This is a genomic window from Catenovulum agarivorans DS-2, assembly GCF_000568405.1.
Lineage (GTDB): Bacteria > Pseudomonadota > Gammaproteobacteria > Enterobacterales > Alteromonadaceae > Catenovulum > Catenovulum agarivorans_A.
Genome location: NZ_ARZY01000001.1, coordinates 218,305 through 241,329 on the forward strand (window position 1 = coordinate 218,305; position 23,025 = coordinate 241,329).

Sequence of the window (23,025 nt, forward strand, 5' to 3'; positions counted from 1 at the left end):
TTCAGCTTTTATTCTTTTGGGTTGATTGGGTCGTCTATTATTTGTAAATCGTCATTCATTTGTTCAATATGTTCGACGACTTCGTCTGGCGCTTCAAAATTTGCGACGTGGTACATAGCTTCACCTTCTTGAATTAAAGGTATATTCTGCTTGCCGATAATCACGCCGCTTCTAGGCGCTAACAGCTTTTCAACAAAACGGCCATTTGGGCTGCATATTTCCGCTAAGGTTTCTCCTTTCCTAACCCACTGACCCAATTTCTTCACGTCTCTTACCATACCACTGGTACTAGCACGTACCCAGCTACTAGAATAAGCGATGAAAGGTTCAATCTTGCTCGCTTTACTGCGTTTGCTGATCATTCCGAGCTCAGCCAATATATTGGTAATACCTTTAATGCCCGCTCGAATAGATAACTCATCAAACCTTAACGCTTGGCCTGCTTCATATAACAGAATTTTAGTGCCTTGCTCAGCAGCGACTTGCCTAAGTGAACCGTCGCGTAAATCCGAATTGAGTAATACTGGCACACCAAAAGCACGCGCCAACATTTGTGTTTCTTCATCCGCTAAGTTTGCGCGTACTTGTGGGTAATTACTGCGGTGAATTGCGCCCGTATGCAAGTCGATACCATAATTACATTTATGCACAATTTCGTGTAAAAACATGTGTGCGAGTCGTCCAGCCAGTGAACCTTTGGGTGAACCTGGAAAGCTGCGGTTTAAATCGCGTCTATCGGGCAAATAACGACTTTGATTTAATAGGCCATATACATTTACCACCGGCACTGCGATTAGTGTGCCTTTGCTCAATTTAAACGACTTTTGCAGTAACAAACGGCGAATTATTTCGATCCCATTGAGTTCGTCACCATGAATTGCTGCACTAATAAACAAGGTTGGCCCTGGTTTTTTGGCGCGGATCACCTCAACAGGCATTGACAGGTTGGTATCTGAATAAAGGCTCGCAACTGGTAGTTCAAGCTTTACGCGTTGACCTAAACCAATAGTGTGTTCGCCTATTTGGAGTGAGTTTGACATCGAGGTTTAATTCTACTCTATAACTAATACTTATGACGTTATAGCAGAAATAATTAAAAAAGCGCATGGAATTTTTACCATGCGCTGTAGATTTTTATTATCCGTTGATCCAAAGGTGGACAAATATTGATGCAATGTAACCCAGCGCGATCGCCCAGCTCCATTTAAGGTGTCCAAAAAATGAATAATTGCCTTTTGATTGTCCCATTAATGCAACACCAGCAGCTGAGCCTACTGATAATAAGCTACCACCTACACCTGCAGTCATAGTAACTAATAACCATTGACTAACATCCATTGGTGGGTTCATGGCAATAACAGCGTACATAACAGGAATGTTATCGACGATAGCAGATAATACACCTGCTGCTATGTTGGCATAAGTGGGATCCCAATTGGTATACATAGCTTCGGAAATAAGCGATAGATACCCAATAAAGCCTAAGCCACCAACACACATAACAACACCGAAAAAGAATAACAGCGTATCCCATTCTGCTTGAGCAACTTTGGTAAAAACATCAAAAGGCACAACTTGACCTAAGCGCTTGAGTGCTTTGTCGTCTTTGCGTTTTTCCGCTTCGGTTCGTTTTTTCGCAAGTGATCTTGGTAAACTTCTACGCAAGTAATACCCAAAAAACTTAAGGTATCCAAGACCCGTCATCATCCCCAACACAGGCGGCATACCGAACGCGCTATGGGCCATCACCGAGGTGGCTATGGTTAAAATAAACAAGAAGGTAATGCGTTTTGCACCACGCTTCATTTCAAACTCTTCTAAAACAACATGGCTAGGTGCTGAGCTAATAAATAAACTCATAATCGTTGCTGGTACAACAAAGTTAACGACTGAAGGCACAAACAATACAAAAAATTGTTCAAAATGAACGATTCCTGCTTGCCAAACCATTAGTGTGGTAATGTCGCCAAACGGACTGAATGCACCACCAGCGTTAGACGCAACAACTATGTTAATACAGGCAATATTAATGAATTGCTTATTGCCTTTGGCGACTTTAAGCACAATGGCACACATAAGCATTGCCGTGGTCAGGTTATTTGCAAAAGACGAAATAGCAAATGCCATAACTCCAGTTAACCAGAAAAGGCTACGTAAGCTCAAACCTTTGGATATCATCCACACGCGAATAGCATCAAAAACTCTGCGCTCTTCCATTGCATTTATGTAGGTCATTGCCACAAGTAAAAATAGCAACAGTTCAGCATACTCTAACAGGTTGTGTTCAAATACTTCTTTTGCGATGTCTTGCAGGCCGTGTTGGCTATATATCCATCCCAACATAAACCAAATGATCCCAGCTGCAACCAGCACAGGTTTAGACTTGCGCATGTGTAAATAGTCTTCGGCAATAACCAAGCTGTATGCCAACACAAATATGCCTACGGCTAAATAACCGATAGTGTGATTGGTTAGGTCTAAAGCTTGTTCGTGGCCTGCAGCGGCTGCCCATAGATTGGGAGAGACAAAAGCTGCAATTGCAGCAAAAGCGTATATCAAATTATTACGCCAAGTTTGATCATGTAAATTGTGCTTTGACATATCGAATGTTACTGCCTCAAACATTTAGTTGAACTTATTTGTATGGCGCGCGACTTTACCACACTCACTAAGGGCACGGTATGGCTATTTTGACATTTTTATGAATTTGTTGGCACTTTTTTGGTGCAATGCACCAGAAGGTTAATTGTTATGAGTTTACTCAGTTTATTTGTGTTTTTAATGTTACTTTGCTTGATTTTGGTGCGTTAATTTTGTTAACAAAATAGTAAAGTAAATTAATTGAATTTGCGATTAAAAACAGCTCAGCAAAAATGTAAAGATTGCGTAAACTTAAGCTGACAGGGTTTAAAAAAATCAAGGGTTGAATAGGATAATTACAACATGACAATAAAAATCGATAAGTGCCACTTAATGACCAAAAAATTACTCACTATTGGCGTTTGTGCAGTGTTAGCTGCTTGCCAACAAACGAGTGAATATCAATTATCTAAAACAGTTAATCAACCTGACGCTTGGCAGACCAGTTTGCCTGCACAAGAAAATGCGCAAGCCTATTTACATTTAGCCGATTGGCTTAAATCCCCAGTGTTGAAAGATTTATTGACAAAGGCGTTGCAGGATAATTTTGATGTTCAGCTAAAGCGTTTAGAGTTAGAAAAAGCACAGCAGAGGTTAGTGCAAGCTGGCAGCAACTTGTGGCCTGATGTCAATTTGGCATTTTCAAGCAGCCGTAATAGTGGTAACTCTACCAATCATAATCTATCGGTAAATGCGAACTATGAAGTCGATATTTGGGGAAAGTTGTCAAGGGCTGAACAAATTGCCCAACTAAATTATCAAAAGGCCAAAATTGACTTACAAAACGCCGAACTGAACTTGGTGAGTCAGCTAACTCAACTTTGGTTTACCAAAGCGGCGCAAGTTCAAACTTATCAATTATTACAAAAGCGTTTCGACAATGTGCAAAGCAATTTGGATATTATTGAAAATGGTTATAAAAGTGGTTTAAACAGTGCTTTAGACGTGTATTTAACACGAAATAGCTTAGAAAGTGAAAAATCAACACTGGTCAGTCAGCAGCAAGCTATTGAAGCAACTAACCGCAGGTTACAATTATTATTGGGTGAGTATCCAAGTAAATATCTACAGACCGACATAGACTTAACCAAGCTTGATTATCAATTTCCAACTGAACTACCGTCCGATTTAATTAAAGCGCGTCCTGATGTGCAACAGGCTTGGATAAATGTATTAATTGATGATGCGTCATTAGCGATTGCGCATAAAAACCGTTTTCCAAGTATCTCTTTGCGCGCTTCGGTTTCTGATTCACAAAGCAGTTTAGCTGATTTATTTAGTGGTAGCTTAGCTTGGTCGATAGCGGCTTCGGTGAGCCAGCCGTTATTTAGGGCGGGCGAGTTAAAGGCCGCACAAATGATTGCCGATTTAAATTTGCAGCAAAGTGAAGTGCGCTATGTACAAGCTTTGTATAACGCATTCGAATCGGTTGAGCTGGCATTAGCTGAGCACGAGAGTTTGCGCCAACGATTGATTCATAGTGAAAACTCCAAGATTAATGCGGAAAAAGCAGAACAGTTGGCATTTGAACAGTATTTAGCGGGTATTAGTAGTTACTCAACCTATCTAGAAGCGCAACGGCGCGCATTTAATGCAAATACCCAAGTGATAAGTTTAAAGCGAGACATTATTTTAAATCAAATTAAGCTTCATCAAGCCTTAGGTGGAGACTATACCATTGATAAATTACAAGGGGATCTAGGTGGTTAACAATTCTAAGAAGTATGCTTTGCCATTGATACTGGCCATTGTGATTGCGCTGATCATTGTCGGTCTAAACGTGTTCAAACCAGTTGCTAAACGTGGACGTCCGCCGGCTAATGTGAATATTAGCGTGGATGTGTTAGAGGTTAAACCGACCAACTATCGAATTGAAATTGAGTCTTATGGATTAGTTAAACCGCGTATCCAAACGCAACTCTCCTCTCAAGTCAGTGGCAAAGTTGTATTTGTGGCTGATGCGATTCGCAGCGGTGGCTTTTTTAATAAAGGTGATTTATTAATTGAAATTGAAGATGTTGATTACCAAGCTTCACTGCAGGCTGCCTATGCAAGTTTCATTGAAGCCGAACAAAGCTATCAACAACAACTCGCTTTGGCCGAGCAAGCTAAGCTCGATTGGCAAAGATTAGGCAAAGCAGGCGAGCCGTCGGATTTAGTGTTGAGAAAGCCACAACTCGCAGCAGCAAAAGCTAAATTAAATTCAGCTGCTGCCATGCATAAAAAAGCACAACTTGATTTAGCACGAACCAAAATTACCGCGCCATTTGATGGTCGGGCTCTGAGCTTGAATGTGGATATCGCAAAAGTCGTTGGCGCGAACTCAGCGCTGGCGGAAATTTATGCCACAGATGTTTATGAAGTTAGACTACCAATTAAAAATAATGAGATAGCGTTGCTTGATTTACCCGAGCCAAATTCAGTTAAAAGCGAGCCGATACAAGCTGACATTTTGAATACCTTGGTTAGTGAAAAGAATCCTCAACGCTGGTCAGCGCAAATTGTCCGTACCGCAGCGGCGATTGATAGTGAAAGCCGCCAGTTGAATGTGGTTGCACAAATAGCTCAACCATTTTCTGAGCAGCATCAGGGTAAAATGCCGCTAAAGATAGCTCAATATGTCAAAGCTAAAATTTATGGCAATACGATTGAACAGGCCATAGTTGTTGATAACCAAGTAATTTATCAAGGCCAATATGTTTACGTGTACCAAGATGGAACCATAGAACGCAAACCAATTGAAATACTGTGGCAAAATGCAGATGTGTCAGTGATCAGCAGTGGTTTAAACCGAGGCGATTTGTTGGTGACCACTTCATTAGGTCAATTACCTTCAGGCACTCAGGTTAAATTGAGCTCTGACAAGCAAGGGAAAGCTGGCAAACGTAAAGCAGGTAAACAAGTTGGAGAAAATCAATGATAGCTTGGTTTGCTCGAAATCATGTTGCTGCAAATATTTTGCTGATTTGTATTGCTTCAGCGGGTTTGTTTAGTTTATTTAATCGTATTCCACTTGAGGTTTTTCCTACTTTCTCGGCTGATACCATTAATGTTAAGGTAACATTACGCGGCTCAACCCCTGAAGATTCAGAATTGTCGGTTGCTAGCCGTATCGAAGAATCTTTGATGGATTTGCAAGGTATTGAAGAAATCCGTAGTCGTAGTACCGAAGGTGGCGTGTCGGTCACTGTTGAAGTTGAAGATGGCTACGACCCAAGAGTCTTGCTCGATGACGTTAAGATGCGTGTTGATGCAATAAATACTTTACCTGTTGAAGCTGAACGACCGATTATTTCTCTTGCCGTTCGTTTGCGAGATGTCATTGACGTGACGATTTCCGGCAATGTTTCTGAGCGAGAAATCCGTCAACTCGGTGAGCGTGTGCGTGATGACTTATTGCGTATTGATGGTATTACTCAGGTTGAATTAGAAGCGGTTCGCAATTATGAAATTGCGGTTGAATTAACTCAAGATACTTTACGCAGCTATAACTTAACGTTAAGCCAAGTCTCTCAAGCGATACAAAGCAGCTCTCTTGATTTGTCAGCTGGTAATATTCGAACCTTGGGTGGCGATATTCTAATTCGTTCGAAAGGCCAAGCCTATCAGCAAGATGATTTTGCTAAAATCGTCCTGAAGCAACATGCTGACGGTTCTATTTTAACCTTAGGTGATGTAGCTAAAATTACCGATGGTTTTGAAGAAACTTCATTGCGAACTCGCTTTGATGGTGAGCTTGCTGCCATGATTGGCGTGTCTCGCGTTGGTAATCAAAGTGCGATCGAAGTAGCTGAAAAAGTTAAACAGTACATAGATTCAATGCAAGATAAATTGCCGCAAGGCATAAAATTGAGTTATTGGGATGATGACTCAGTGATTGTTAAGAATCGTATTTCAACCTTGGTTAGCAATGCGGTACAAGGTGGTATTTTAGTTTTAATCTTGCTTGGGTTGTTTTTACGTCCGTCGGTAGCTTTTTGGGTATTTTTGGGCATACCTATTAGTTTTTTAGGCGCTTTTTCTTTGATGCCGCTATTAGGGGTGACGTTAAATATTGTTAGCTTGTTTGGCTTTATTGTTGTGCTCGGGATTGTTGTTGATGATGCGATAGTGACCGGCGAAAACGTGTATAAACATTTAGAAAAAGCAGAAAACGGTTTGCAAGCTGCTATTCGTGGTACGCAAGAGGTTTCTGTTCCTGTGACCTTTGGGGTGTTAACGACTGTGGTCGCGTTTGTACCGATATTATTTATGGAAGGGGGCAGAGGTAAAATATTTGCGCAAATTCCGGCCGTGGTTATTCCGGTTTTATTGTTTTCGTTAATTGAATCTAAGTTTGTATTGCCTGCGCATCTTAAATATTTGCGAGTGCGCTCTCAGCGAAATAATTCGGGTCGAATTGCTAAGTTCCAGCAAAGGTTTGCCGATGGGTTTGAAGCTGGTATTTTAAAATATTACCAACCAGCACTGACTAAGTGTTTATCCAATAAATTGACCACAGTTGTCAGTTTTGTTGGCGTGTTATTAATTATTATTGTTGCCGCGACCCAAGGGTATACTAAATTTACTTTCTTCCCACGTGTGCCCTCTGAAACCGTTACCGCCTCTGTGGTGATGCCAAGTGGTACACCATTTGAAGTGACAGATAGACATATTGATCGCATGACTAAACTAGCGCGGCAATTGCAAGAAAAATACATCGACCCAGATACGGGTGAAAGCATTGTGGTGCATATATTGTCACAAACAGGTAATGGAGGCAGCGCTGCAAATGGCCGTGTCCGCTTTGAAATCACACCACCAGAAAAACGTTCAATGGATATTTCGAGTCAAGACTTAGCACGTGAATGGCGGAGTTTAATTGGCGAAATTCCTGGAGCGGAAGAACTAACATTTAGATCAGAGATTGGTCGTTCGAGCGATCCAATTGACATTCAGTTACGTGGCAATAATTTTGTTCAATTGAATAAAGTAGCGGAAGCAATTAAAGACAGGCTGGCAACTTATCCAACCGTATTTGATATTCGTGATTCAATGGCCGACGGCAAAGAGGAGTTGCAAATTGAACTTAAACCTGAGGCGCATTTGTTGGGAATTAGTCGCTCTGACGTGATTCGTCAAGTTCGACAAGCTTTTTTTGGTATTCAAGCACAGCGTATTCAACGAGGCCGTGATGATATTCGAGTAATGGTGCGCTTTCCAATTGAAGAGCGTGATTCCATTGCACAGTTATCTTCGATGTTGATTACCACTAATCAAGGTAAACAGATTCCATTGTCGCATGTTGCGTATTTTGTGCCAGGGACAAGCCCGACGGCAATTTATCGTATTGATGGCAACCGAGTATTGAATGTTTTAGCGGATGTGGACAAAGAACAAACGAATATGACGGTATTGTTTGACGACTTAAACCAATACATTAGAGGTTTAGTCGATCAGTATCCAAGTGTGACGTACGTAATGGATGGGGAAGCCAAAGAACAAGCTGAATCATTTAATTCATTGGCGATTGGTTTGTTTGGGGTATTTTTTGCCATTTATGCATTATTAGCTATTCCGTTAGGATCTTACGCAAAACCTTTGGTGGTCATGTCTATTATTCCATTTGGCGCGATTGGCTCCATGGTTGGCCATTGGATAATGGGCATGGATTTAACCATTATGAGTATACTAGGTTTGCTCGCCCTGTTAGGCGTTGTGGTTAACGATTCACTGGTTTTGGTTGATTATATCGGCAAAGTTAGAAAACAAGGTGTAGATGTATATGAGGCGGTTTTGTCTGCTGGCGCAGCGCGCTTTAGACCGGTTATATTAACGTCTTTGACAACCTTTTTTGGCTTATTGCCTTTGTTGTTCGAAAAATCGACCCAAGCACAGTTTTTGATCCCTATGGCAGTGTCGTTGGCGTTTGGGATTATATTTGCAACTCTGATTACTTTGTTACTGGTGCCTGTTAACTACTTAGCCAGCTACCAAATTAAACAGTGGTTTACCCAACAAAAACAAATGTGGGCGCAGGCTTAAGCCGCGCCACAACATTTTTTAAATTTTTTCCCCGATAGGCACGGACACGGATCGTTGCGGCCTAGCTTTAAAGTCTGAAACTCACTCAACCCACTTTGATAATACCAACGTCCTTGCAGATACACGAAGTCAGACAACTCTTTAAGCAAATGGAATTGATTTTCTACCCGGTATATTGCAGTGAATGCTACTTGCTGTTGTTGGTCAGAGAGAATTTTGTGTTCGTGTACAGTTAGTTGAACAAACTTTGATTGTTGCGCAAACGTTTGAATATCTTGTTTTAAGTTTTGCTCACGCGTAGCAGGCGCTTGAGTCTGGTAGATATAGTCGACCGCTTGGGTGGCATAGGCGCTATAACGTGAGCGCATCAGCTGTTCGGCATTTTGTGCAAGCTTGCTGCCGCTGATAAACGGTTGGCAGCACTGCTCAAAGCTAAGCTCGCTGCCACAAGGGCATTTATTTTTGCCTTCAATCTTATTCATTTAATAGTGTGGTTATTTTTTACTAAGATTTAAGCATTGTACAACGTCGAACAGATTTTGCTGAATTTTTACCAAGTAGGGGTCAAGTTCCTTTTGCTCTGAATAGACATAGTTGAGCTTGTGGGCACATTGACGGTTGTTAATTTCACCCACCATTACACCTGATTGACCTTCGTTAATAATTTCTACAGCATAGCTGCCCAGTTTTGTAGCTAAAATGCGATCATAAGCAACCGGAGCTCCACCGCGCTGAATATGCCCGAGGATACACGGCCGACACTCAATGCCAATTTGGTTGGTTAAGGTTTCGGCTAAATCAGACACGCCACCTGGCCATAAGTGTTCAGCAATTACCATAATGATGCTTGATTTGCCTTTAACTTGTCGCAGACACTCTACATGCTGAACAATACTTTCTAATTCAGTGTGTGGGTCGTCAATGCTTTCTGGAAATAAGGCTTGTTCAGCGCCACTTGCCACTGCACTTGCTAATGCAATAAAACCTGCGTGACGACCCATTACTTCAACCAAAAAGATGCGTTCAAATGCGTCTGCGGTATCGCGTAATTTATCAATTGAGTCTAATGCAGTATCTATTGCGGTTTGGTAACCTATTGTGTTGTCGGTTCCGTTTAAATCATTGTCTATTGTGCCAGGTACGCCAATAACTTGTCCGTCCCAGTGTTTTTGTAAGCGGTCTAGCCCTCGCAGTGAGCCATCACCACCAATCACCACCAAAGCATCAACTTCATTTTTATTTAAGTTTTCTACTGCAGCTATCAGGCCTTTGTCTGTGGTGAAAGCAAGACAGCGGGCGCTTTTTAAAATCGTGCCGCCTAATTGAATGGTGTGTTGTACATCAAATGGTGAAAGCAAAACTTTTTCATTTTCGATAAGACCATTGTATCCATGTTTAAAACCAATTACTTGATGGCCAAAGCGATTCGCGGTTAATACAATCGCTCTGATACATGCGTTCATCCCCGGGGCATCACCGCCACTGGTTATTACTGCAATTGTTTTTTTCATATTCATCATCCGTTAACAAGTAGGCGTTAGGTATCAAGTTTACTCGGCTATTTGTTGCAATATTTGCACACACCAATCTTCGATACGCTGTTGGCTTAGGTCAAACTGACGTTCGTCATCTAAGCTTAGTCCAACAAAATGATTTTTGTCTTCTGTTAGCGCTTTTGATGCAATAAACTCATAACCTTGATTGGGCCAGAAACCTATTATGTTACAATCGTTGTGGATAATAGCTTGGTACAACATGCCCAATGCGTCTTGAAACCATTCTCCGTAGTCTTCTTGGTCTCCCTGGCCATATAACGCTATGGTTTTGCCAGTTAAATCAAGCTCGGCAACGTCAGACCAAATCGACTCCCAGTCTTCTTGTAATTCGCCAAAGTCCCAAGTTGAAATACCAAAAATGATGTATTCATAGTTTAGACAGTTGCTTAATGCTACGTCTTTAATATTGTATATATCGACTATGTCTTCACCGATAAATTGCTGAATTTTTTCAGCGGTCATTTCGGTGTAACATGTGGTGGAGCCGTAAAATAAACCTATTTTCATATTATTTCATAACCCGATAATAAAATTCGCGCTATAGTATCAAACTCAAAGGGAGAATAGGGCAATAATATGCGACCAATAGCTCAAGCGATAATCATGACACCAATTGGCAAAATTGCCGTGATGAATACAGAGCAAGCCTTAACTCAAATTGACTTGCAAGCACAGAGTGTACCTTACCAGTTGGCGGCAGCAAATAGCTTAACCTCGATAATAGTTGAGCAAATTAATGCTTATTTTGCGAAAGAAATTGAAACTTTTGAATTGCCGATAGATGTTAAAGGCACTCAATTTCAAGAAAAAGTCTGGCGAGCTCTGGGCGATATTCCATTTGGCAAATGTTTGACTTATGGAGAATTAGCCACGCATATTGAAACAAGTGCTCGCGCTATTGGCGGAGCATGCAGAAATAACCCAATTCCAATTGTGATCCCATGCCACCGAATTGTTGCAGCAAACGGTATTGGTGGTTATTCTGGGCAATGGCGATTGGGTCGAAAAGTAGATATTAAACGCTGGTTGTTAAAGCATGAGCAAAGTGAAGAACGTCAATCAAGATGATTTGTTTGTCATCGAAACATTTGTACAGTTTTTATTGTTTGAAAAAGGGTTAAGCGACAATACTCGTCAGGCCTATCAATCCGATCTCATTCAGTTTGCGCGTTATTGTGGTGCCCAGCAACTAACGCTTGTTGAGGTAACGCAAGAACTTGTTACTGCCTATGTTGCTGATTTAATAGACCAAGGAATTTCTGAGCGCAGTGCTGCGAGGAAATTTAGCAGCATTAAAAAATTATTTAAATATTTATTGGCAGAAAAACTTATTCAACAAGACCCATGTCAGTTTGTAAAACCGCCCAAGCTATCCGTATATCTGCCAAAAACTTTGTCTGAAGCGGACGTAAGTTCGTTACTTGATGCGCCTTGTGAAGATGACCCAATTGAGTTGCGTGATAAAGCCATGCTTGAGTTACTGTATGCAACTGGGCTTCGGGTAACTGAATTAGTTAGCTTAACCTTTCAGCAAGTCAATATCGAGTTAGGTGTTGTTAGGGTTATCGGTAAGGGCAATAAAGAGCGTTTAGTGCCTATGGGGGAGTTGGCACAAGATTTAATTGAACAATATTTAAATTATGCACGCGCTGAATTAAATAAACATAACAGTGAGATTTTGTTCTTAAGTAAACGCGGTGGTCAGATGACCCGACAAACCTTTTGGCATCGAATCAAGCACTATTGTTTAAAAGTGGGGATTAGCTCTGAAGTGTCTCCACATACTTTACGCCACGCATTTGCTACCCATTTGGTCAATCATGGTGCTGATTTGCGCGTGGTTCAGTCTTTGTTGGGGCACAGCGATTTGTCGACGACGCAAATTTATACCCATGTTGCTAAGTTACGCTTGCAACAATTGCATCAACAGCATCATCCTAGGGCCTGAGTTAATCTTGCTTTTGTTGGCGTGTTTCTAGGCGTTTTTGCCAGTTGGATTTAACTGTGGAACGCCAAATGACGTTCATCACTAAATAACCTAATGTCGAAAAGGTCACCGCACATATAAAGCTGCCGGTCATCAGTGCTGGGCCTATGGTCGACATACTTTCGGCTAAAAAATCCCAACTCAATTCAAACTTGAAATTTTGAGTTTCTTGTCCTAAAACAAAGGTACCTAGCATATAGCAGCCAAAAAATATTGGTGGTATGGTGAAAGGGTTGGTTATCCATACAAGCCCAACCGCAAGAGGTAAGTTGACTCTAAATAGAATCGCACCAGCGGCGGATAACCACATTTGAAATGGAACTGGGATAAAAGCGTTAAATAAGCCAACAGCAAATGCACCTGCAACAGATTTTCGGTTAAGGTGCCAAAGGTTTGCATCGTGCAAAAGGGTACCAAATATCCTTAACGATTTTTGGTTCTTGATTGTATGGTGGTCGGGCAAATACCTTTGGATAAACTTCTTTGGCATAAACAGTTAGAGTCCAATTACATTAGGGTTAACACATGGAAGCGTGCCTACTTAGTTTTATTGTTGGTAATTTAGTGGCCAACAACTTGCCGATTTTATTCACTGTTAATGAACTATTAGTGACAGCGGTACTAATTGGTTCAGCAATTATACTGCGATATTACAAAATTGCATCTGTGTTAATTGGCTTATGTTCAGTGTCAGCTTTTATGCAGTGGCAAAGTCTATCGCCAATTGTTGCAGACAATCAAGCTCAAACGCGCATTATTCAGGCGAAAGTGACACAAGTTTCAACCGAGGTCGCGGCAGATGGGCAAATTCAACAAAAACTAAATGTGGTGGTTGCGTGCGTGTATATTGACAATCGTTGTCAGCGCTCAGTGCTACAACCGCAAACTAAATTACGTCTAAGCTATTATCGAGCCGCTGTTGCGTTAGAACTTGATCAAGTGGCCAAATTGACTGTTAAGTTAAAACCTGCTCGTGGCTTTAATAATGAGTCGGGGTTCGATTTTCAACGATGGCTGATTAGTCAAAATATTTTCGCGACAGGTTATATCATTAAAGCTCAGGTGTTGACTGAGCATGAGTCAAAACGTGCTGGCTGGCATCGTGAGCTGAAAACCTTATATAAAAATTACTTGTATAGTGATTTAATGCTGGCACTAACAACGGGTGATAGGTCGTGGATGACTGATGAACATTGGCAGTTGTTACGCACTACTGGCACCGCACACTTGTTGGCAATTTCTGGGTTGCATTTAGGTTTGGTCTTCGCTGGTTGTTACTGGATATTGCGCTTGCTCTTTTTACCATGGCGCACAAGTAGCTACTTTGTATATCAAACTTTAATTAAGCTATGTGCTTTGTTTTGCGTTTGGTTTTTTTATTTTTTCTGTGAGCAATCTATTCCTATTTTACGCGCATGTATTTTTATTTCTGTGTGGGTTGGTTGTGGATTCATTAGAGTAAACTGGGGCAGTCAAGCTCGTTTTCTATTTGCACTGGCTTTAATACTGTGCATCTTGCCGTTGAGTCCGCTAAGTATGTCATTTTGGCTAAGTTTTGCTGCCGTCGCCATTGTCCTGATTAGTTTGCATTTAATGAAAAGTTTGCGCTTGAACCAGCATCATGTGTTGTTGAGGATGGTATATTTGCAATTTGCTATCTCAATACTGTTGCTTCCGGTACAGATGTTGTATTTTCAGTTGTTGCCAACGGCGAGTTTGCCTGCAAACTTGCTTGCTATTCCTTGGGTTTCTTTGATTATTTTACCCTGTTTAGTTTTGGCTGCATTGTCTAATTTTATTCTCAGTCAGTCGATCAGCCAATTTTTATTAAATATCGCCGAGGCTAACTTGTCTTGGTTGTTTAACTGTTTGCAGTGGTTTGAGCAACATTTTGTCGCTTTACCAAGTAGTCAGATGTATTTGCTCGTCGTGGTTTGTTGTATAGCTTGGATTATGTTGTGGTGGTTTAGGCCAGCTAGCAAAGTGTTTAAACCTGCGTTTGTATTTATATTGCCAACTGCAATTGGTTTTGCCAGTCAGTTATCTATTAATCACGCTAGTTGGCGGGTGCATATGTTGGATGTGGGTCAAGGGTTGGCTGTCTTGTTGGAAGACGGCCAATCGGCGGTTTTATACGATACGGGCGATAAATTTTCCTCTGGTTTTAATTTATTTGAAGCTGTAGTTCAACCGCTACTGGTGGCGCGCGGTTTAGAGCTTAAGCATGTTGTGATCAGTCATTCTGACAAAGATCATGCTGGCGGCATAGAAAATGTTGCAGAACTTTGGCCAAATGCCCACATATATCAAGGTCAAAAGGGGTGTGAGCAGGTTGATGGTAAAGTTTGGTTAAATCTAACTTGGCAGTCTTGGTTGAATGTGAACGCTGATAATTCGAATAACGGTTCTTGCGTGGTTTGTATATCTAAAGCATCTACAAATATGTGTTTGACTGGTGATATAGAAAAACAAACAGAACATTGGTTATTACAGCAAGTGAATTTTGTTCAATTATTGCCAGTGGATTTATTGTTAGTCGCGCATCATGGCAGTAAAACTTCTACCTCTGAGGCATTTATACAAGCGGTCGCACCAAAAGTAGCATGGATCAGTCGTGGACATTTAAATCGTTTTAATCACCCACATCCGACCGTGGTGGCCCGCATCCAAAATCAACAGAGCACAATTTATGATACTTCGCTGAACGGTCATACCAAATTGCACTTGTTTAATAGTGGTGAGCTGAAAATACAAAGTTATTTGCCTAGTAATTTAGCACCTTGGTATCGTTCTGGGTTAAATTAGCATGTTTTAGGGATGATCTTTTGAATTGCTCCGATTAGAATAGCCGCACTCAAATATCTGAATGATTGAATATGCATCCTGTTTCTCCTGAACAATCTAAAGCCTTATTTGCGCGTTTATTAGCTTACACCAATCAATATAGAATCGGCCTTCTGTTTGCTATTCTAGGGATGTTGTTGTATGCAGGTATTGACGCCTTTTTCTTTTCGCAAATTCAAACCTTTATCGATGAAGGGTTAACCCAGAAAAATTATGATTTGTTATTCACTATGGGATTGGCCTTGCCTGTTGTTTTTATTGCACGTGGTATCGCTAATTTTATTGCGACTTATAGTTTGAATTGGGTCGGAACAAATGTTGTGTGTGCCTTGCGTCAACAGGTGTTTAATCATTTAATGAAAGTGCCAGTGAGCTTTCATGACCAAACGTCTACAGGCGACTTAATTGCGAAAATCACCTACGATATTGAACAAGTTCAAGCAGCTTCTAGCCGTGCTCTGATGACATTAGTACGCGAAGGTGCGTTTGTTTTAGGTTTATTGATTGTGATGTTTTATCACAGCTGGCAGTTGTCATTAGTTTTTGTCTTGATTGGACCAATTGTTGGTTTGGTTGTGAGCTATGTTAGCAAAAGGTTTAGAACAGTTAGCCGCAGAATTCAAAAAGCTATGGGTAACGTGACGTCTTCTTCTGAGCAAATGTTAAATGGCCACAAAGTTGTTGTGATGAGTGGTGCTCAACAACTAGAAGCCAATAGATTTTCCGAGATTAATAATCAAACCCGCCAACAACAAATGAAATTGGTCAGCACTAAAGCGATTAGTGTGTCGGTTATTCAAGTTATCGCCTCACTTGCGTTAGCTTCAGTGTTGTTATTTGCAAGTTCTCCAGAATTTTTAAGTACTTTGACCACAGGTACTTTTACTATGGTACTAACTTGTATGATGACTTTGTTAAGACCGCTTAAGTTATTAACCACGGTCAACGCTGACTTTCAGCGCGGGTTAGCTGCATGTAGCAGCGTGTTTAATTTGTTGGACGAAGATGTAGAACAGGATAAAGGTAAAACCCAATTACAAAGAGTTAAAGGACATATTGCGCTGAAAGATGTTCATTTTACTTATGCGGGCAAACAGGACCCAGCGCTATCCAATATTAATCTTGATATTGCCGCTGGTACAACAGTTGCCCTGGTGGGTAAATCAGGTAGTGGTAAGTCGACCATAGCTAGCTTATTAACACGCTTTTATGACTTTGAACGAGGGCAAATATTAATTGATGGTCAGTCAATTAAGGATGTGACGTTAGAGTCGTTACGTGCACAATTTGCCTTGGTTTCTCAACATGTCATTTTGTTTAATGACACAATTGCCAATAACATTGCTTATGGCATAGAAGAAAAAGTGACGCGTGAACAAATTCAAGCCGCTGCTGAAGCCGCATATGTAACCGACTTTGTTAAGGATTTACCAGATGGACTAGATACCCATATAGGTGAAAATGGCATGAGTTTATCGGGTGGGCAACGACAACGTATCACGATAGCGCGAGCCATTTTGCGTAATGCACCAATTTTAATTCTAGATGAAGCAACGTCGGCACTGGATACTGAATCTGAGCGTCGAATTCAGCAAGCAATTGATGAACTGAGTTTGAACAAAACGGTTATTGTGGTCGCTCATCGGCTGTCAACGATAGAAAAAGCCGACAATATTGTCGTGCTCAATCAGGGAAAAATAGTGGAGCAGGGGACGCATGCGCAATTGCTTGATAGCCAAGGGGTATATCGCCAAATATATGACTTACAGTTTGCTGGTGGCGCGTGAACTGGTTTGAACGCGGCTGGTATAAGCAACACAAAGGTACTTATTTGTTAATGCCGTTGGCCCTTTTGTTTAGCTGTTTGTCTGCTATTCGCCGCTGGTTATTTAGGTTTAATCTGAAAAAAAAATATCGAAGTAATAAACCAGTCATTGTGGTCGGCAATATTACGGTTGGTGGTACTGGCAAAACCCCTTTTGTCATTTGGCTTGTTGAGTTTTTACGAGCGCAAGGTTTAAATCCAGGTGTGATTTCTCGTGGGTATGGTGGGCAGATTACTCAAGGAGTCCATCTTATTCAGCCTGACGATCATGCTGAACTTGTTGGTGATGAAACTCGTCTAATCGCCAATCGAACTCAAGCTCCAGTTGTTGTGGGCAGTAATAGAGCAGAATGTTGTCAGAAACTAGAGCAGCTCGATGTTGACCTGATTATTTCTGACGATGGTTTGCAGCATTACGCGTTAGCTCGTGATTTAGAAATTATTTTGCTCGATGGTTCGCGCTTATTGGGCAATGGTTGGTTATTACCTGTTGGCCCATTGCGTGAATTGTCGTGGCGTGTGCGTGATGCTGAATTTGTGATAACCAATGGCCAAGTTGATAGTTCATTTACTAAACATTATTTTAATGTTGTGCCACAACCACTAACGCCGGTGTCAACCAACAGCCAAACTCCAGGTGTATTTAATAGAGAACAGCCTAGCCACGCTGTTTGTGCAATCGGTAACCCACAACGTTTTTATCGTTCACTAGCTGAACAAAATATACAAATACTTGAATATCATCATTTTATCGACCATCATAAATTTAAGGCCAGTGATTTCGCACGCTTTAACAATGAGCAAGTTGTGATGACCGAGAAAGACGCGGTTAAATGTAACACCTTCGCGAATGATTCTTGGTGGTATTTACCTATAGGGGTTGAGCCTGATGGTAACTTTATTCAAAAACTCACAGACAAAATACAACTAATTCGGAAAAATTATGGCATTTGATACAAAATTGCTTGAGATTGTAGCCTGCCCAATTTGCAAGAGTGGTTTGTACTATAAAAAGGATTTAAACGAATTATGGTGCAAAGCTGACAGATTGGCCTATCCTATACGTAACGACATTCCTGTGTTGATGGAGCCTGAGGCCCGCGCACTAACATTGGATGAGGTTCAATCATGAGTTATATCATAGTTATCCCTGCTCGCTACGCTTCGACACGCTTTCCTGGAAAGCCTTTGGTTGACATGGCCGGCAAAACCATGCTCCAGCGTGTTTATAAACAGTGTAAAAAAACACAAGCGAGTAAAATTGTTATCGCAACGGATGATGAGCGCATTTTGCAAACAGCACAAAGCTTTGGTGCTGAATGTGTGATGACAAGTAGTGAGCATGATTCTGGCACAGCCAGAATTGGCGAAGTGATCCAGCAGATTGGTTTAAAAGATTCGGACGTTGTGGTCAATGTACAGGGAGATGAACCCTTTATTCCACCAACCATTATTGACCAAGTTGCCAACAATATGGCGCTGTATACCGAAGCAGACATGGCTACGCTTGCTGTTCCGATTGAAGATAAAGAAGAGTTGTTTAATCCAAATGCGGTAAAAGTTGTAATGGATAAAAATGGTTATGCTTTGTATTTTAGCCGAGCGACTATACCTTATGACAGAAGCCGCTTTGTTACGCCCGATGACTCGAATGATATAGTGCGCCATTATTATCGACATATTGGTATTTATGCCTATAGAGCTGAATTTGTTCGCCAATATTTAAATTGGGATCCAAGCCCTCTGGAAGATATTGAGTCGTTAGAGCAACTTAGAGTGTTGTGGCATGGTGAAAAAATTCATGTTGGTGTTGCCACCGAAACACCGCCTGCGGGCATTGATACACCTGAAGATTTAGCCAGAGCGCTTGAATACATCAAAAATAAGAAGAAACTAAAAGATAAAGAAAAGGCCTAACCAGATGGAACAAAATACACAGCAGCAAATTGAAGCGGCGACTTTTCGTCGTTTATTGTCTCATTTAGACAATAACAAGGATGTGCAAAATATTGATTTAATGATTTTAGCTAATTTCTGTCGTAACTGTTTAGCAAAATGGTACAGTGCCGAAGCCGAAAAGTTAGGTGAATCAGTTGATTATGAGCAAGCTCGTGAAATTATTTATGGCATGCCATATTCTGAGTGGAAAGAAAAACATCAATTACCAGCTACAGCTGAACAAATGGCAGCTTTTGAAGCGAAACAAGCGAATAAAAAGTAGTTGGTTTTTTATCTAGCTGATCTTTTTACTAACAATGCGCTCTAACTGTAATTCTATGCGGGTAGGGCGCTTGGATATCCTATCTAACAATAGCAAACAGCTCGGGAAGGCGATTAACACAGCATGAGCGGCAATGGCTAACCAAGCTATCGACCATATCAGGCTAACTGCCTGCAAAATCAGGCAGAATATCATAGTGTAAACCACACGGTTGGCGGTTAAATAATGAGTGGCCTGGCCAAACAAAATCACTTTTAAGCCCATTTGGCAGTTTGGGCATAACATTCGTGGACGAATGCTATTTGTGTTCAAATCGTAGGTTTTGGTTTCGTGTATACAATGGCGGCAATTGGGGCAACTTAACTGCATACTGCACTCCCGAACGGTAAGATTAGTTTTTTATATCACAAACTTAACAATAGTTTAATTTGTTTTTTGCGTCCGGGAGTTGATGCTGCAGGGTTAACCTGCGTTAATAAATTGAACGTCGATTTTCTCTTCAGCTGACGGTTCATTGTCTTCAGCGTATAGTTCAGAATCAATTTTTGGTGGCACAATTGAAGGTTTATCAAATGCGATATCGCCTTCTTCGTTTTCTAATTGACTGGTTGAACGTAGACCTTTGAAATCGTAAAGGCTAGGATCAGCTAAATGCGAGCGGCTGACATTTTGTACTGCATTAAACATGGTTTCTAAGCGACCCGGGTGTTGTTTGTCCCAACCTTGCAGCATTTCTTTAATAACTTTACGCTGTAAGTTTTCTTGCGAGCCACACAAGTTACACGGGATGATCGGAAACTCTTTGATTACCGAATACTTACTAATGTCTTTTTCACGACAGTATGCCAATGGGCGAATCACTATGTGTTCTTTATTGTCGCTAATTAACTTCGGCGGCATTCCTTTTAGCTTGCCACCATAAAACATATTGAGAAATAGTGTTTCTAATATATCGTCTCTGTGGTGGCCTAATGCGATTTTAGTCGCACCCAGCGCTTTGGCTGTTTTATACAGAATGCCTCGACGCAGTCGTGAACACAATGAGCAAGTGGTTTTACCTTCGGGGATTTTTTCTTTAACTATACTATATGTGTCTTCTTCAATGATTTTGTACTCAACACCTATAGACTGCAAATATTTAGGTAAGACATCTTCTGGGAAGCCAGGTTGTTTCTGATCTAAATTAACTGCGACGATATCAAAATTAATGGGTGCTCGTTGACGCAAAAACATCAAAATGTCTAACATGGTATAGCTGTCCTTGCCACCAGATAAACACACCATAACCTTGTCACCATCTTCAATCATATTGAAGTCTTCGATGGCTTTACCAACACATCTACGTAATCTTTTTTGTAGTTTGTTGAAGTTATATTGATTTTTCGCGGTTAAAGTTTGCATGTTACGCCTCACTAATTAAGAGGCGCGGATTATACCAAAAATAGCTTGGGAGTTAACACATAGTTTTTAGCGCTTATTTAAAGTAACTGGGCTTTGAAAGCCATATGGTTTGAGCGCCAATACATCACAGTTGACACCGTCTAACAAATGTTCTGCAGTGTTACCCAACAACGCTGCACTGATACCACTGCGGCCAATGGTGCCTAATACAATTAATTCAGCGTCTAGTTCATTCGCCTGTCGGCTAATTGTATCTTCGGGTAAACCTTCCGCTAAAATGCAATTGTCTTCGTCTATTTCAAATGCTTGAGCATACTTTAATGTTGAAGTTAGATGGTGTTGGCGTATAGCTTGACGATAAGCAGTTGGATCAAACTCTGGTATTTCGACCGCGAGGCTTACTGCGCTGCCAGGAAAACAGTTAAGCAGTTTTAATTTTGCCTCTAGTAACGACTGCATATATTGTGCAGTTGAAATGATATTGTTGTTTAAATCAATATGCTGTTGTTCTTGGCTGACGCTATTTATCGCCGCAAGTATTGTACCATTTGTTGGCCAATCGTGTTCTTTCACCAACAATACTGAACATGGACATTTTCTCAGTAAATGCCAGTCTGTTGGCGTAAATATTACAGAGCGTAAGATACTATGCTCATGGGTAGCTTTAACCACTAAGTCGTAGTTGTATTGGATAACCTGTTTGATAACTGCCTCAAAAGGGCGGTTATGCCATTCAACTAAAGGACGTATAACCGAAACTTCATTGGCATAGGGTTCGAGTACGTCTTCTAGCCATTGGGTGCGTTCTTCGACCATACAACGTCGCATTAACTCACGTTCTTCAGCAGATAACATTGTGGTCATCTCATAAGAAAAATCGTACACGGCTAGATAAGCAGTTACGCTTGCACCCGTTTTATTTGCTAATGCAACTGCTCTTTTTAAGGCTTTTAATTGCTCGTCGCTTGGCTCGATAACAACAAGAATTTTATTTACTTCTTTCATCGCTAAGCTCCATAAGTTTCAACTAATTTCAGTTTAGTTCAACCTATGGGGCTTTGCTGAGAATTTTTATCCGTGGCAGTAGATTATTTGCAGTCGGAATGTGCGCTAAAATCTGCGACTTTTTTTAACTCATCAAAAGATTGGATGGTGATAAGCTTGCGCTCGACATTAATAATGCTTTGCTGATGGAAGCGACTTAATAGTCGACTAATTGTTTCAACGGTTAAACCAAGATAGTTGCCAATTTCACCACGGGTCATAGTCAAGCTGAACTCTTTCGATGATAAGCCACGTTGTTTAAATCGATTGGACAATTGAATTAAAAAGCTGGCGAGCCTCGCATCTGCGGTTTTTTTGTTTAGTAAAAACAGCATATCTTGGTCGACCGCAATTTCATTACTCATTAATCGCATGATTTGCTGGCGCAATTTGGGCATGGTTGCGCTGAGTTTGTCCATGGTCTCGTATGGGATTTCACATACCATTGCGGTTTCTAATGCTTCGGCAAAGCTGGGATGGGTTTGCGTTTGAATTGCATCAAAACCAATAATATCGCCAGGCAAATGAAACGCAATGATTTGTTCTTCACCATTACCAGACACAGTATAAGATTTAAATGAACCTGAGCGGACCGCATAAAGTGAACGAAAAGTTTGACCAGCTTCAACAAGTTTTTGTTTTTTCTGGTAAGGTTTTTTCCGTTGAATAATATTGTCTAGTTGGTTGAGTTCGTTGTCGTTTAGTGCAAAAGGCAGACATAATTGGCTAATACTGCACTTTTGACACTGGATACTTGAGGTGAATTTTGCGGTCATATCCATTGGTTTTACCTCTAAAATTATTTAAAACTTAGTACAAGTCTAGCGCAAAAAAAGCTGCATTACACCCGTGATCAGCATGTAAAACGCAAATATTATTAAAGTAATAGCTAAGGTACTGCGGACCCATTTTTGGTTTAAAAATTGGTGCATTTGTCGGCTAATAGTAGCTGATAACAACAGCGCGGGCCAAGTTCCTAAACCAAAGCTGAACATGATGGCTGCCGATTTTAATGGGTTGGCTGACGCTGCTGCCCAAGTTAACACACTATAGACTAAACCACAGGGTAGCCAACCCCAAACTGCGCCCGCACAAAAACGGCCAAAATGGCTGTTGTCTTGAATGAGTCGCTGAGCGAGCGGTGCTAACCAGCGCCATAAACCGGCAGATACTTTCTCGAGTTTGGTTATTTGATAGCTCCATTTTCCGATATATAACGCGAGTAATATCAGTAATAGAGCTGAAAATATTTTTAAACCATAGAGGAGAGGTTTAAAGCTATTGGTTAGCCAAAATCCAGCTGCACCGACTAAAAAACCAATGAGCGCATAACTGGATATGCGGCCAAAACTATATAGAAGTGCATGACTCAAGCGACTGTTAATGCCCGAGGCGATTGCCAAGCCGCCGCACATAGCAATACAATGGCCAGCGCCCATTAAGCCCAGGATAAATGCGCTGATAAGGTCAGTCATAGATAAAT

22 protein-coding genes are annotated in these 23,025 nt (G+C 41.0%); 11 read left to right on the top strand and 11 right to left on the bottom strand.

Going from position 1 to position 23,025, the window contains the following annotated elements; translation table 11 throughout:
* Nucleotides 1-8: 8 nt before the first annotated feature.
* Nucleotides 9-1,040 (bottom strand): succinylglutamate desuccinylase/aspartoacylase family protein, encoded by a 1,032-nt coding sequence (locus DS2_RS00990; RefSeq protein ID WP_035012707.1) that lies wholly within the window; start codon nucleotides 1,038-1,040, stop codon nucleotides 9-11.
* Between the two features lie 97 nt (nucleotides 1,041-1,137).
* Nucleotides 1,138-2,601 (bottom strand): sodium:proton antiporter NhaD, encoded by a 1,464-nt coding sequence (gene nhaD / locus DS2_RS00995; protein WP_051479512.1) that lies wholly within the window; start codon nucleotides 2,599-2,601, stop codon nucleotides 1,138-1,140.
* A gap of 342 nt (nucleotides 2,602-2,943) precedes the next feature.
* On the opposite strand from nhaD, the gene DS2_RS01005 reads away from it, so the two are divergent.
* Genes DS2_RS01005 through DS2_RS01015 form a run of 3 tightly spaced genes read left to right on the top strand, consistent with a single transcriptional unit; the run spans nucleotide 2,944 to nucleotide 8,664 of the window.
* On the top strand, nucleotides 2,944-4,350 hold the full coding sequence (locus DS2_RS01005; RefSeq protein WP_051479499.1) for a TolC family protein: 1,407 nt from the start codon (nucleotides 2,944-2,946) through the stop codon (nucleotides 4,348-4,350).
* The gene (locus DS2_RS01010; protein ID WP_035012714.1) at nucleotides 4,343-5,560 is read left to right on the top strand and encodes an efflux RND transporter periplasmic adaptor subunit; all 1,218 of its coding nucleotides are present in this window, start codon (nucleotides 4,343-4,345) and stop codon (nucleotides 5,558-5,560) included. The genes DS2_RS01005 and DS2_RS01010 overlap by 8 nt, the downstream gene beginning before the upstream one ends.
* Nucleotides 5,557-8,664 carry an efflux RND transporter permease subunit gene (locus tag DS2_RS01015; RefSeq protein WP_035012716.1) on the top strand — a complete coding sequence of 1,036 codons (3,108 nt, stop codon included), beginning with the start codon at nucleotides 5,557-5,559 and terminating at the stop codon, nucleotides 8,662-8,664. Before DS2_RS01010 ends, DS2_RS01015 begins: the two co-directional genes overlap by 4 nt.
* On the opposite strand, the gene DS2_RS01020 is transcribed toward DS2_RS01015, so the two are convergent.
* Genes DS2_RS01020 through fldB form a run of 3 tightly spaced genes read right to left on the bottom strand, consistent with a single transcriptional unit; the run spans nucleotide 8,661 to nucleotide 10,727 of the window.
* Nucleotides 8,661-9,146 carry a YchJ family protein gene (locus DS2_RS01020; RefSeq protein ID WP_035012718.1) on the bottom strand — a complete coding sequence of 162 codons (486 nt, stop codon included), beginning with the start codon at nucleotides 9,144-9,146 and terminating at the stop codon, nucleotides 8,661-8,663. The genes DS2_RS01015 and DS2_RS01020 overlap by 4 nt on opposite strands.
* A gap of 12 nt (nucleotides 9,147-9,158) precedes the next feature.
* Nucleotides 9,159-10,175, bottom strand: a complete 1,017-nt coding sequence (locus DS2_RS01025; RefSeq protein WP_200870104.1) for an ATP-dependent 6-phosphofructokinase — start codon at nucleotides 10,173-10,175, stop codon at nucleotides 9,159-9,161.
* A gap of 39 nt (nucleotides 10,176-10,214) precedes the next feature.
* Entirely contained in the window at nucleotides 10,215-10,727 is a 513-nt protein-coding gene (gene fldB / locus DS2_RS01030; protein ID WP_035012719.1) for a flavodoxin FldB, read from the bottom strand.
* Nucleotides 10,728-10,796: 69 nt separating this feature from the next.
* Between fldB and DS2_RS01035 the strand changes: the two genes are divergently transcribed.
* Nucleotides 10,797-11,288, top strand: a complete 492-nt coding sequence (locus DS2_RS01035; protein WP_035012720.1) for a methylated-DNA--[protein]-cysteine S-methyltransferase — start codon at nucleotides 10,797-10,799, stop codon at nucleotides 11,286-11,288.
* A complete protein-coding gene (xerD, locus tag DS2_RS01040) occupies nucleotides 11,257-12,168 on the top strand; it encodes a site-specific tyrosine recombinase XerD (RefSeq protein WP_035012721.1) in 912 nt (303 codons plus the stop codon). Before DS2_RS01035 ends, xerD begins: the two co-directional genes overlap by 32 nt.
* A 1-nt stretch (nucleotide 12,169) precedes the next feature.
* Here xerD and DS2_RS01045 read toward each other — a convergent pair whose 3' ends face one another.
* The gene (locus tag DS2_RS01045) at nucleotides 12,170-12,697 is read right to left on the bottom strand and encodes a DUF2062 domain-containing protein (RefSeq protein WP_035012722.1); all 528 of its coding nucleotides are present in this window, start codon (nucleotides 12,695-12,697) and stop codon (nucleotides 12,170-12,172) included.
* A 35-nt stretch (nucleotides 12,698-12,732) separates the two neighbouring features.
* Between DS2_RS01045 and DS2_RS01050 the strand changes: the two genes are divergently transcribed.
* The 6 genes from DS2_RS01050 (at nucleotide 12,733) to DS2_RS01075 (ending at nucleotide 19,097) form a co-directional block, all read left to right on the top strand.
* Nucleotides 12,733-15,012, top strand: a complete 2,280-nt coding sequence (locus DS2_RS01050; RefSeq protein ID WP_035012723.1) for a DNA internalization-related competence protein ComEC/Rec2 — start codon at nucleotides 12,733-12,735, stop codon at nucleotides 15,010-15,012.
* 71 nt (nucleotides 15,013-15,083) lie between these two features.
* The gene (msbA, locus tag DS2_RS01055; protein WP_035012724.1) at nucleotides 15,084-16,838 is read left to right on the top strand and encodes a lipid A export permease/ATP-binding protein MsbA; all 1,755 of its coding nucleotides are present in this window, start codon (nucleotides 15,084-15,086) and stop codon (nucleotides 16,836-16,838) included.
* Nucleotides 16,835-17,830 (top strand): tetraacyldisaccharide 4'-kinase, encoded by a 996-nt coding sequence (gene lpxK, locus DS2_RS01060; protein WP_035012725.1) that lies wholly within the window; start codon nucleotides 16,835-16,837, stop codon nucleotides 17,828-17,830. The genes msbA and lpxK overlap by 4 nt, the downstream gene beginning before the upstream one ends.
* Entirely contained in the window at nucleotides 17,820-18,008 is a 189-nt protein-coding gene (locus DS2_RS01065; protein WP_035012727.1) for a Trm112 family protein, read from the top strand. The genes lpxK and DS2_RS01065 overlap by 11 nt, the downstream gene beginning before the upstream one ends.
* The gene (gene kdsB / locus DS2_RS01070) at nucleotides 18,005-18,793 is read left to right on the top strand and encodes a 3-deoxy-manno-octulosonate cytidylyltransferase (RefSeq protein ID WP_035012728.1); all 789 of its coding nucleotides are present in this window, start codon (nucleotides 18,005-18,007) and stop codon (nucleotides 18,791-18,793) included. Before DS2_RS01065 ends, kdsB begins: the two co-directional genes overlap by 4 nt.
* A 4-nt stretch (nucleotides 18,794-18,797) precedes the next feature.
* The gene (locus tag DS2_RS01075) at nucleotides 18,798-19,097 is read left to right on the top strand and encodes a DUF1244 domain-containing protein (RefSeq protein ID WP_035012730.1); all 300 of its coding nucleotides are present in this window, start codon (nucleotides 18,798-18,800) and stop codon (nucleotides 19,095-19,097) included.
* 12 nt (nucleotides 19,098-19,109) lie between these two features.
* On the opposite strand, the gene DS2_RS01080 is transcribed toward DS2_RS01075, so the two are convergent.
* The 5 genes from DS2_RS01080 to DS2_RS01100 all read right to left on the bottom strand — a co-directional run bounded on the left by DS2_RS01080 (nucleotide 19,110) and on the right by DS2_RS01100 (nucleotide 23,017).
* The gene (locus DS2_RS01080; protein ID WP_152537515.1) at nucleotides 19,110-19,466 is read right to left on the bottom strand and encodes a hypothetical protein; all 357 of its coding nucleotides are present in this window, start codon (nucleotides 19,464-19,466) and stop codon (nucleotides 19,110-19,112) included.
* A gap of 93 nt (nucleotides 19,467-19,559) precedes the next feature.
* Nucleotides 19,560-20,498, bottom strand: a complete 939-nt coding sequence (gene ttcA / locus DS2_RS01085) for a tRNA 2-thiocytidine(32) synthetase TtcA (protein ID WP_035012732.1) — start codon at nucleotides 20,496-20,498, stop codon at nucleotides 19,560-19,562.
* Nucleotides 20,499-20,564: 66 nt separating this feature from the next.
* A complete protein-coding gene (gene uspE, locus DS2_RS01090; protein WP_035012734.1) occupies nucleotides 20,565-21,503 on the bottom strand; it encodes a universal stress protein UspE in 939 nt (312 codons plus the stop codon).
* Between the two features lie 83 nt (nucleotides 21,504-21,586).
* On the bottom strand, nucleotides 21,587-22,324 hold the full coding sequence (gene fnr / locus DS2_RS01095) for a fumarate/nitrate reduction transcriptional regulator Fnr (protein ID WP_035012735.1): 738 nt from the start codon (nucleotides 22,322-22,324) through the stop codon (nucleotides 21,587-21,589).
* 39 nt (nucleotides 22,325-22,363) lie between these two features.
* Nucleotides 22,364-23,017 carry a sulfite exporter TauE/SafE family protein gene (locus DS2_RS01100; RefSeq protein ID WP_035012736.1) on the bottom strand — a complete coding sequence of 218 codons (654 nt, stop codon included), beginning with the start codon at nucleotides 23,015-23,017 and terminating at the stop codon, nucleotides 22,364-22,366.
* Nucleotides 23,018-23,025: the final 8 nt, after the last annotated feature.

Bases quoted from the DNA above. Each gene is read 5' to 3' on its own strand.
- DS2_RS00990 (WP_035012707.1), bottom strand. From the start codon at position 1,040: ATGTCAAACTCACTCCAAATAGGCGAACACACTATTGGTTTAGGTCAA.
- nhaD (WP_051479512.1), bottom strand. From the start codon at position 2,601: ATGTCAAAGCACAATTTACATGATCAAACTTGGCGTAATAATTTGATA.
- DS2_RS01005 (WP_051479499.1), top strand. From the start codon at position 2,944: ATGACAATAAAAATCGATAAGTGCCACTTAATGACCAAAAAATTACTC.
- DS2_RS01015 (WP_035012716.1), top strand. From the start codon at position 5,557: ATGATAGCTTGGTTTGCTCGAAATCATGTTGCTGCAAATATTTTGCTG.
- DS2_RS01020 (WP_035012718.1), bottom strand. From the start codon at position 9,146: ATGAATAAGATTGAAGGCAAAAATAAATGCCCTTGTGGCAGCGAGCTT.
- DS2_RS01025 (WP_200870104.1), bottom strand. From the start codon at position 10,175: ATGAAAAAAACAATTGCAGTAATAACCAGTGGCGGTGATGCCCCGGGG.
- fldB (WP_035012719.1), bottom strand. From the start codon at position 10,727: ATGAAAATAGGTTTATTTTACGGCTCCACCACATGTTACACCGAAATG.
- DS2_RS01035 (WP_035012720.1), top strand. From the start codon at position 10,797: ATGCGACCAATAGCTCAAGCGATAATCATGACACCAATTGGCAAAATT.
- xerD (WP_035012721.1), top strand. From the start codon at position 11,257: ATGAGCAAAGTGAAGAACGTCAATCAAGATGATTTGTTTGTCATCGAA.
- DS2_RS01045 (WP_035012722.1), bottom strand. From the start codon at position 12,697: ATGCCAAAGAAGTTTATCCAAAGGTATTTGCCCGACCACCATACAATC.
- DS2_RS01050 (WP_035012723.1), top strand. From the start codon at position 12,733: ATGGAAGCGTGCCTACTTAGTTTTATTGTTGGTAATTTAGTGGCCAAC.
- msbA (WP_035012724.1), top strand. From the start codon at position 15,084: ATGCATCCTGTTTCTCCTGAACAATCTAAAGCCTTATTTGCGCGTTTA.
- DS2_RS01065 (WP_035012727.1), top strand. From the start codon at position 17,820: ATGGCATTTGATACAAAATTGCTTGAGATTGTAGCCTGCCCAATTTGC.
- kdsB (WP_035012728.1), top strand. From the start codon at position 18,005: ATGAGTTATATCATAGTTATCCCTGCTCGCTACGCTTCGACACGCTTT.
- DS2_RS01075 (WP_035012730.1), top strand. From the start codon at position 18,798: ATGGAACAAAATACACAGCAGCAAATTGAAGCGGCGACTTTTCGTCGT.
- DS2_RS01080 (WP_152537515.1), bottom strand. From the start codon at position 19,466: ATGCAGTTAAGTTGCCCCAATTGCCGCCATTGTATACACGAAACCAAA.
- ttcA (WP_035012732.1), bottom strand. From the start codon at position 20,498: ATGCAAACTTTAACCGCGAAAAATCAATATAACTTCAACAAACTACAA.
- uspE (WP_035012734.1), bottom strand. From the start codon at position 21,503: ATGAAAGAAGTAAATAAAATTCTTGTTGTTATCGAGCCAAGCGACGAG.
- fnr (WP_035012735.1), bottom strand. From the start codon at position 22,324: ATGGATATGACCGCAAAATTCACCTCAAGTATCCAGTGTCAAAAGTGC.
- DS2_RS01100 (WP_035012736.1), bottom strand. From the start codon at position 23,017: ATGACTGACCTTATCAGCGCATTTATCCTGGGCTTAATGGGCGCTGGC.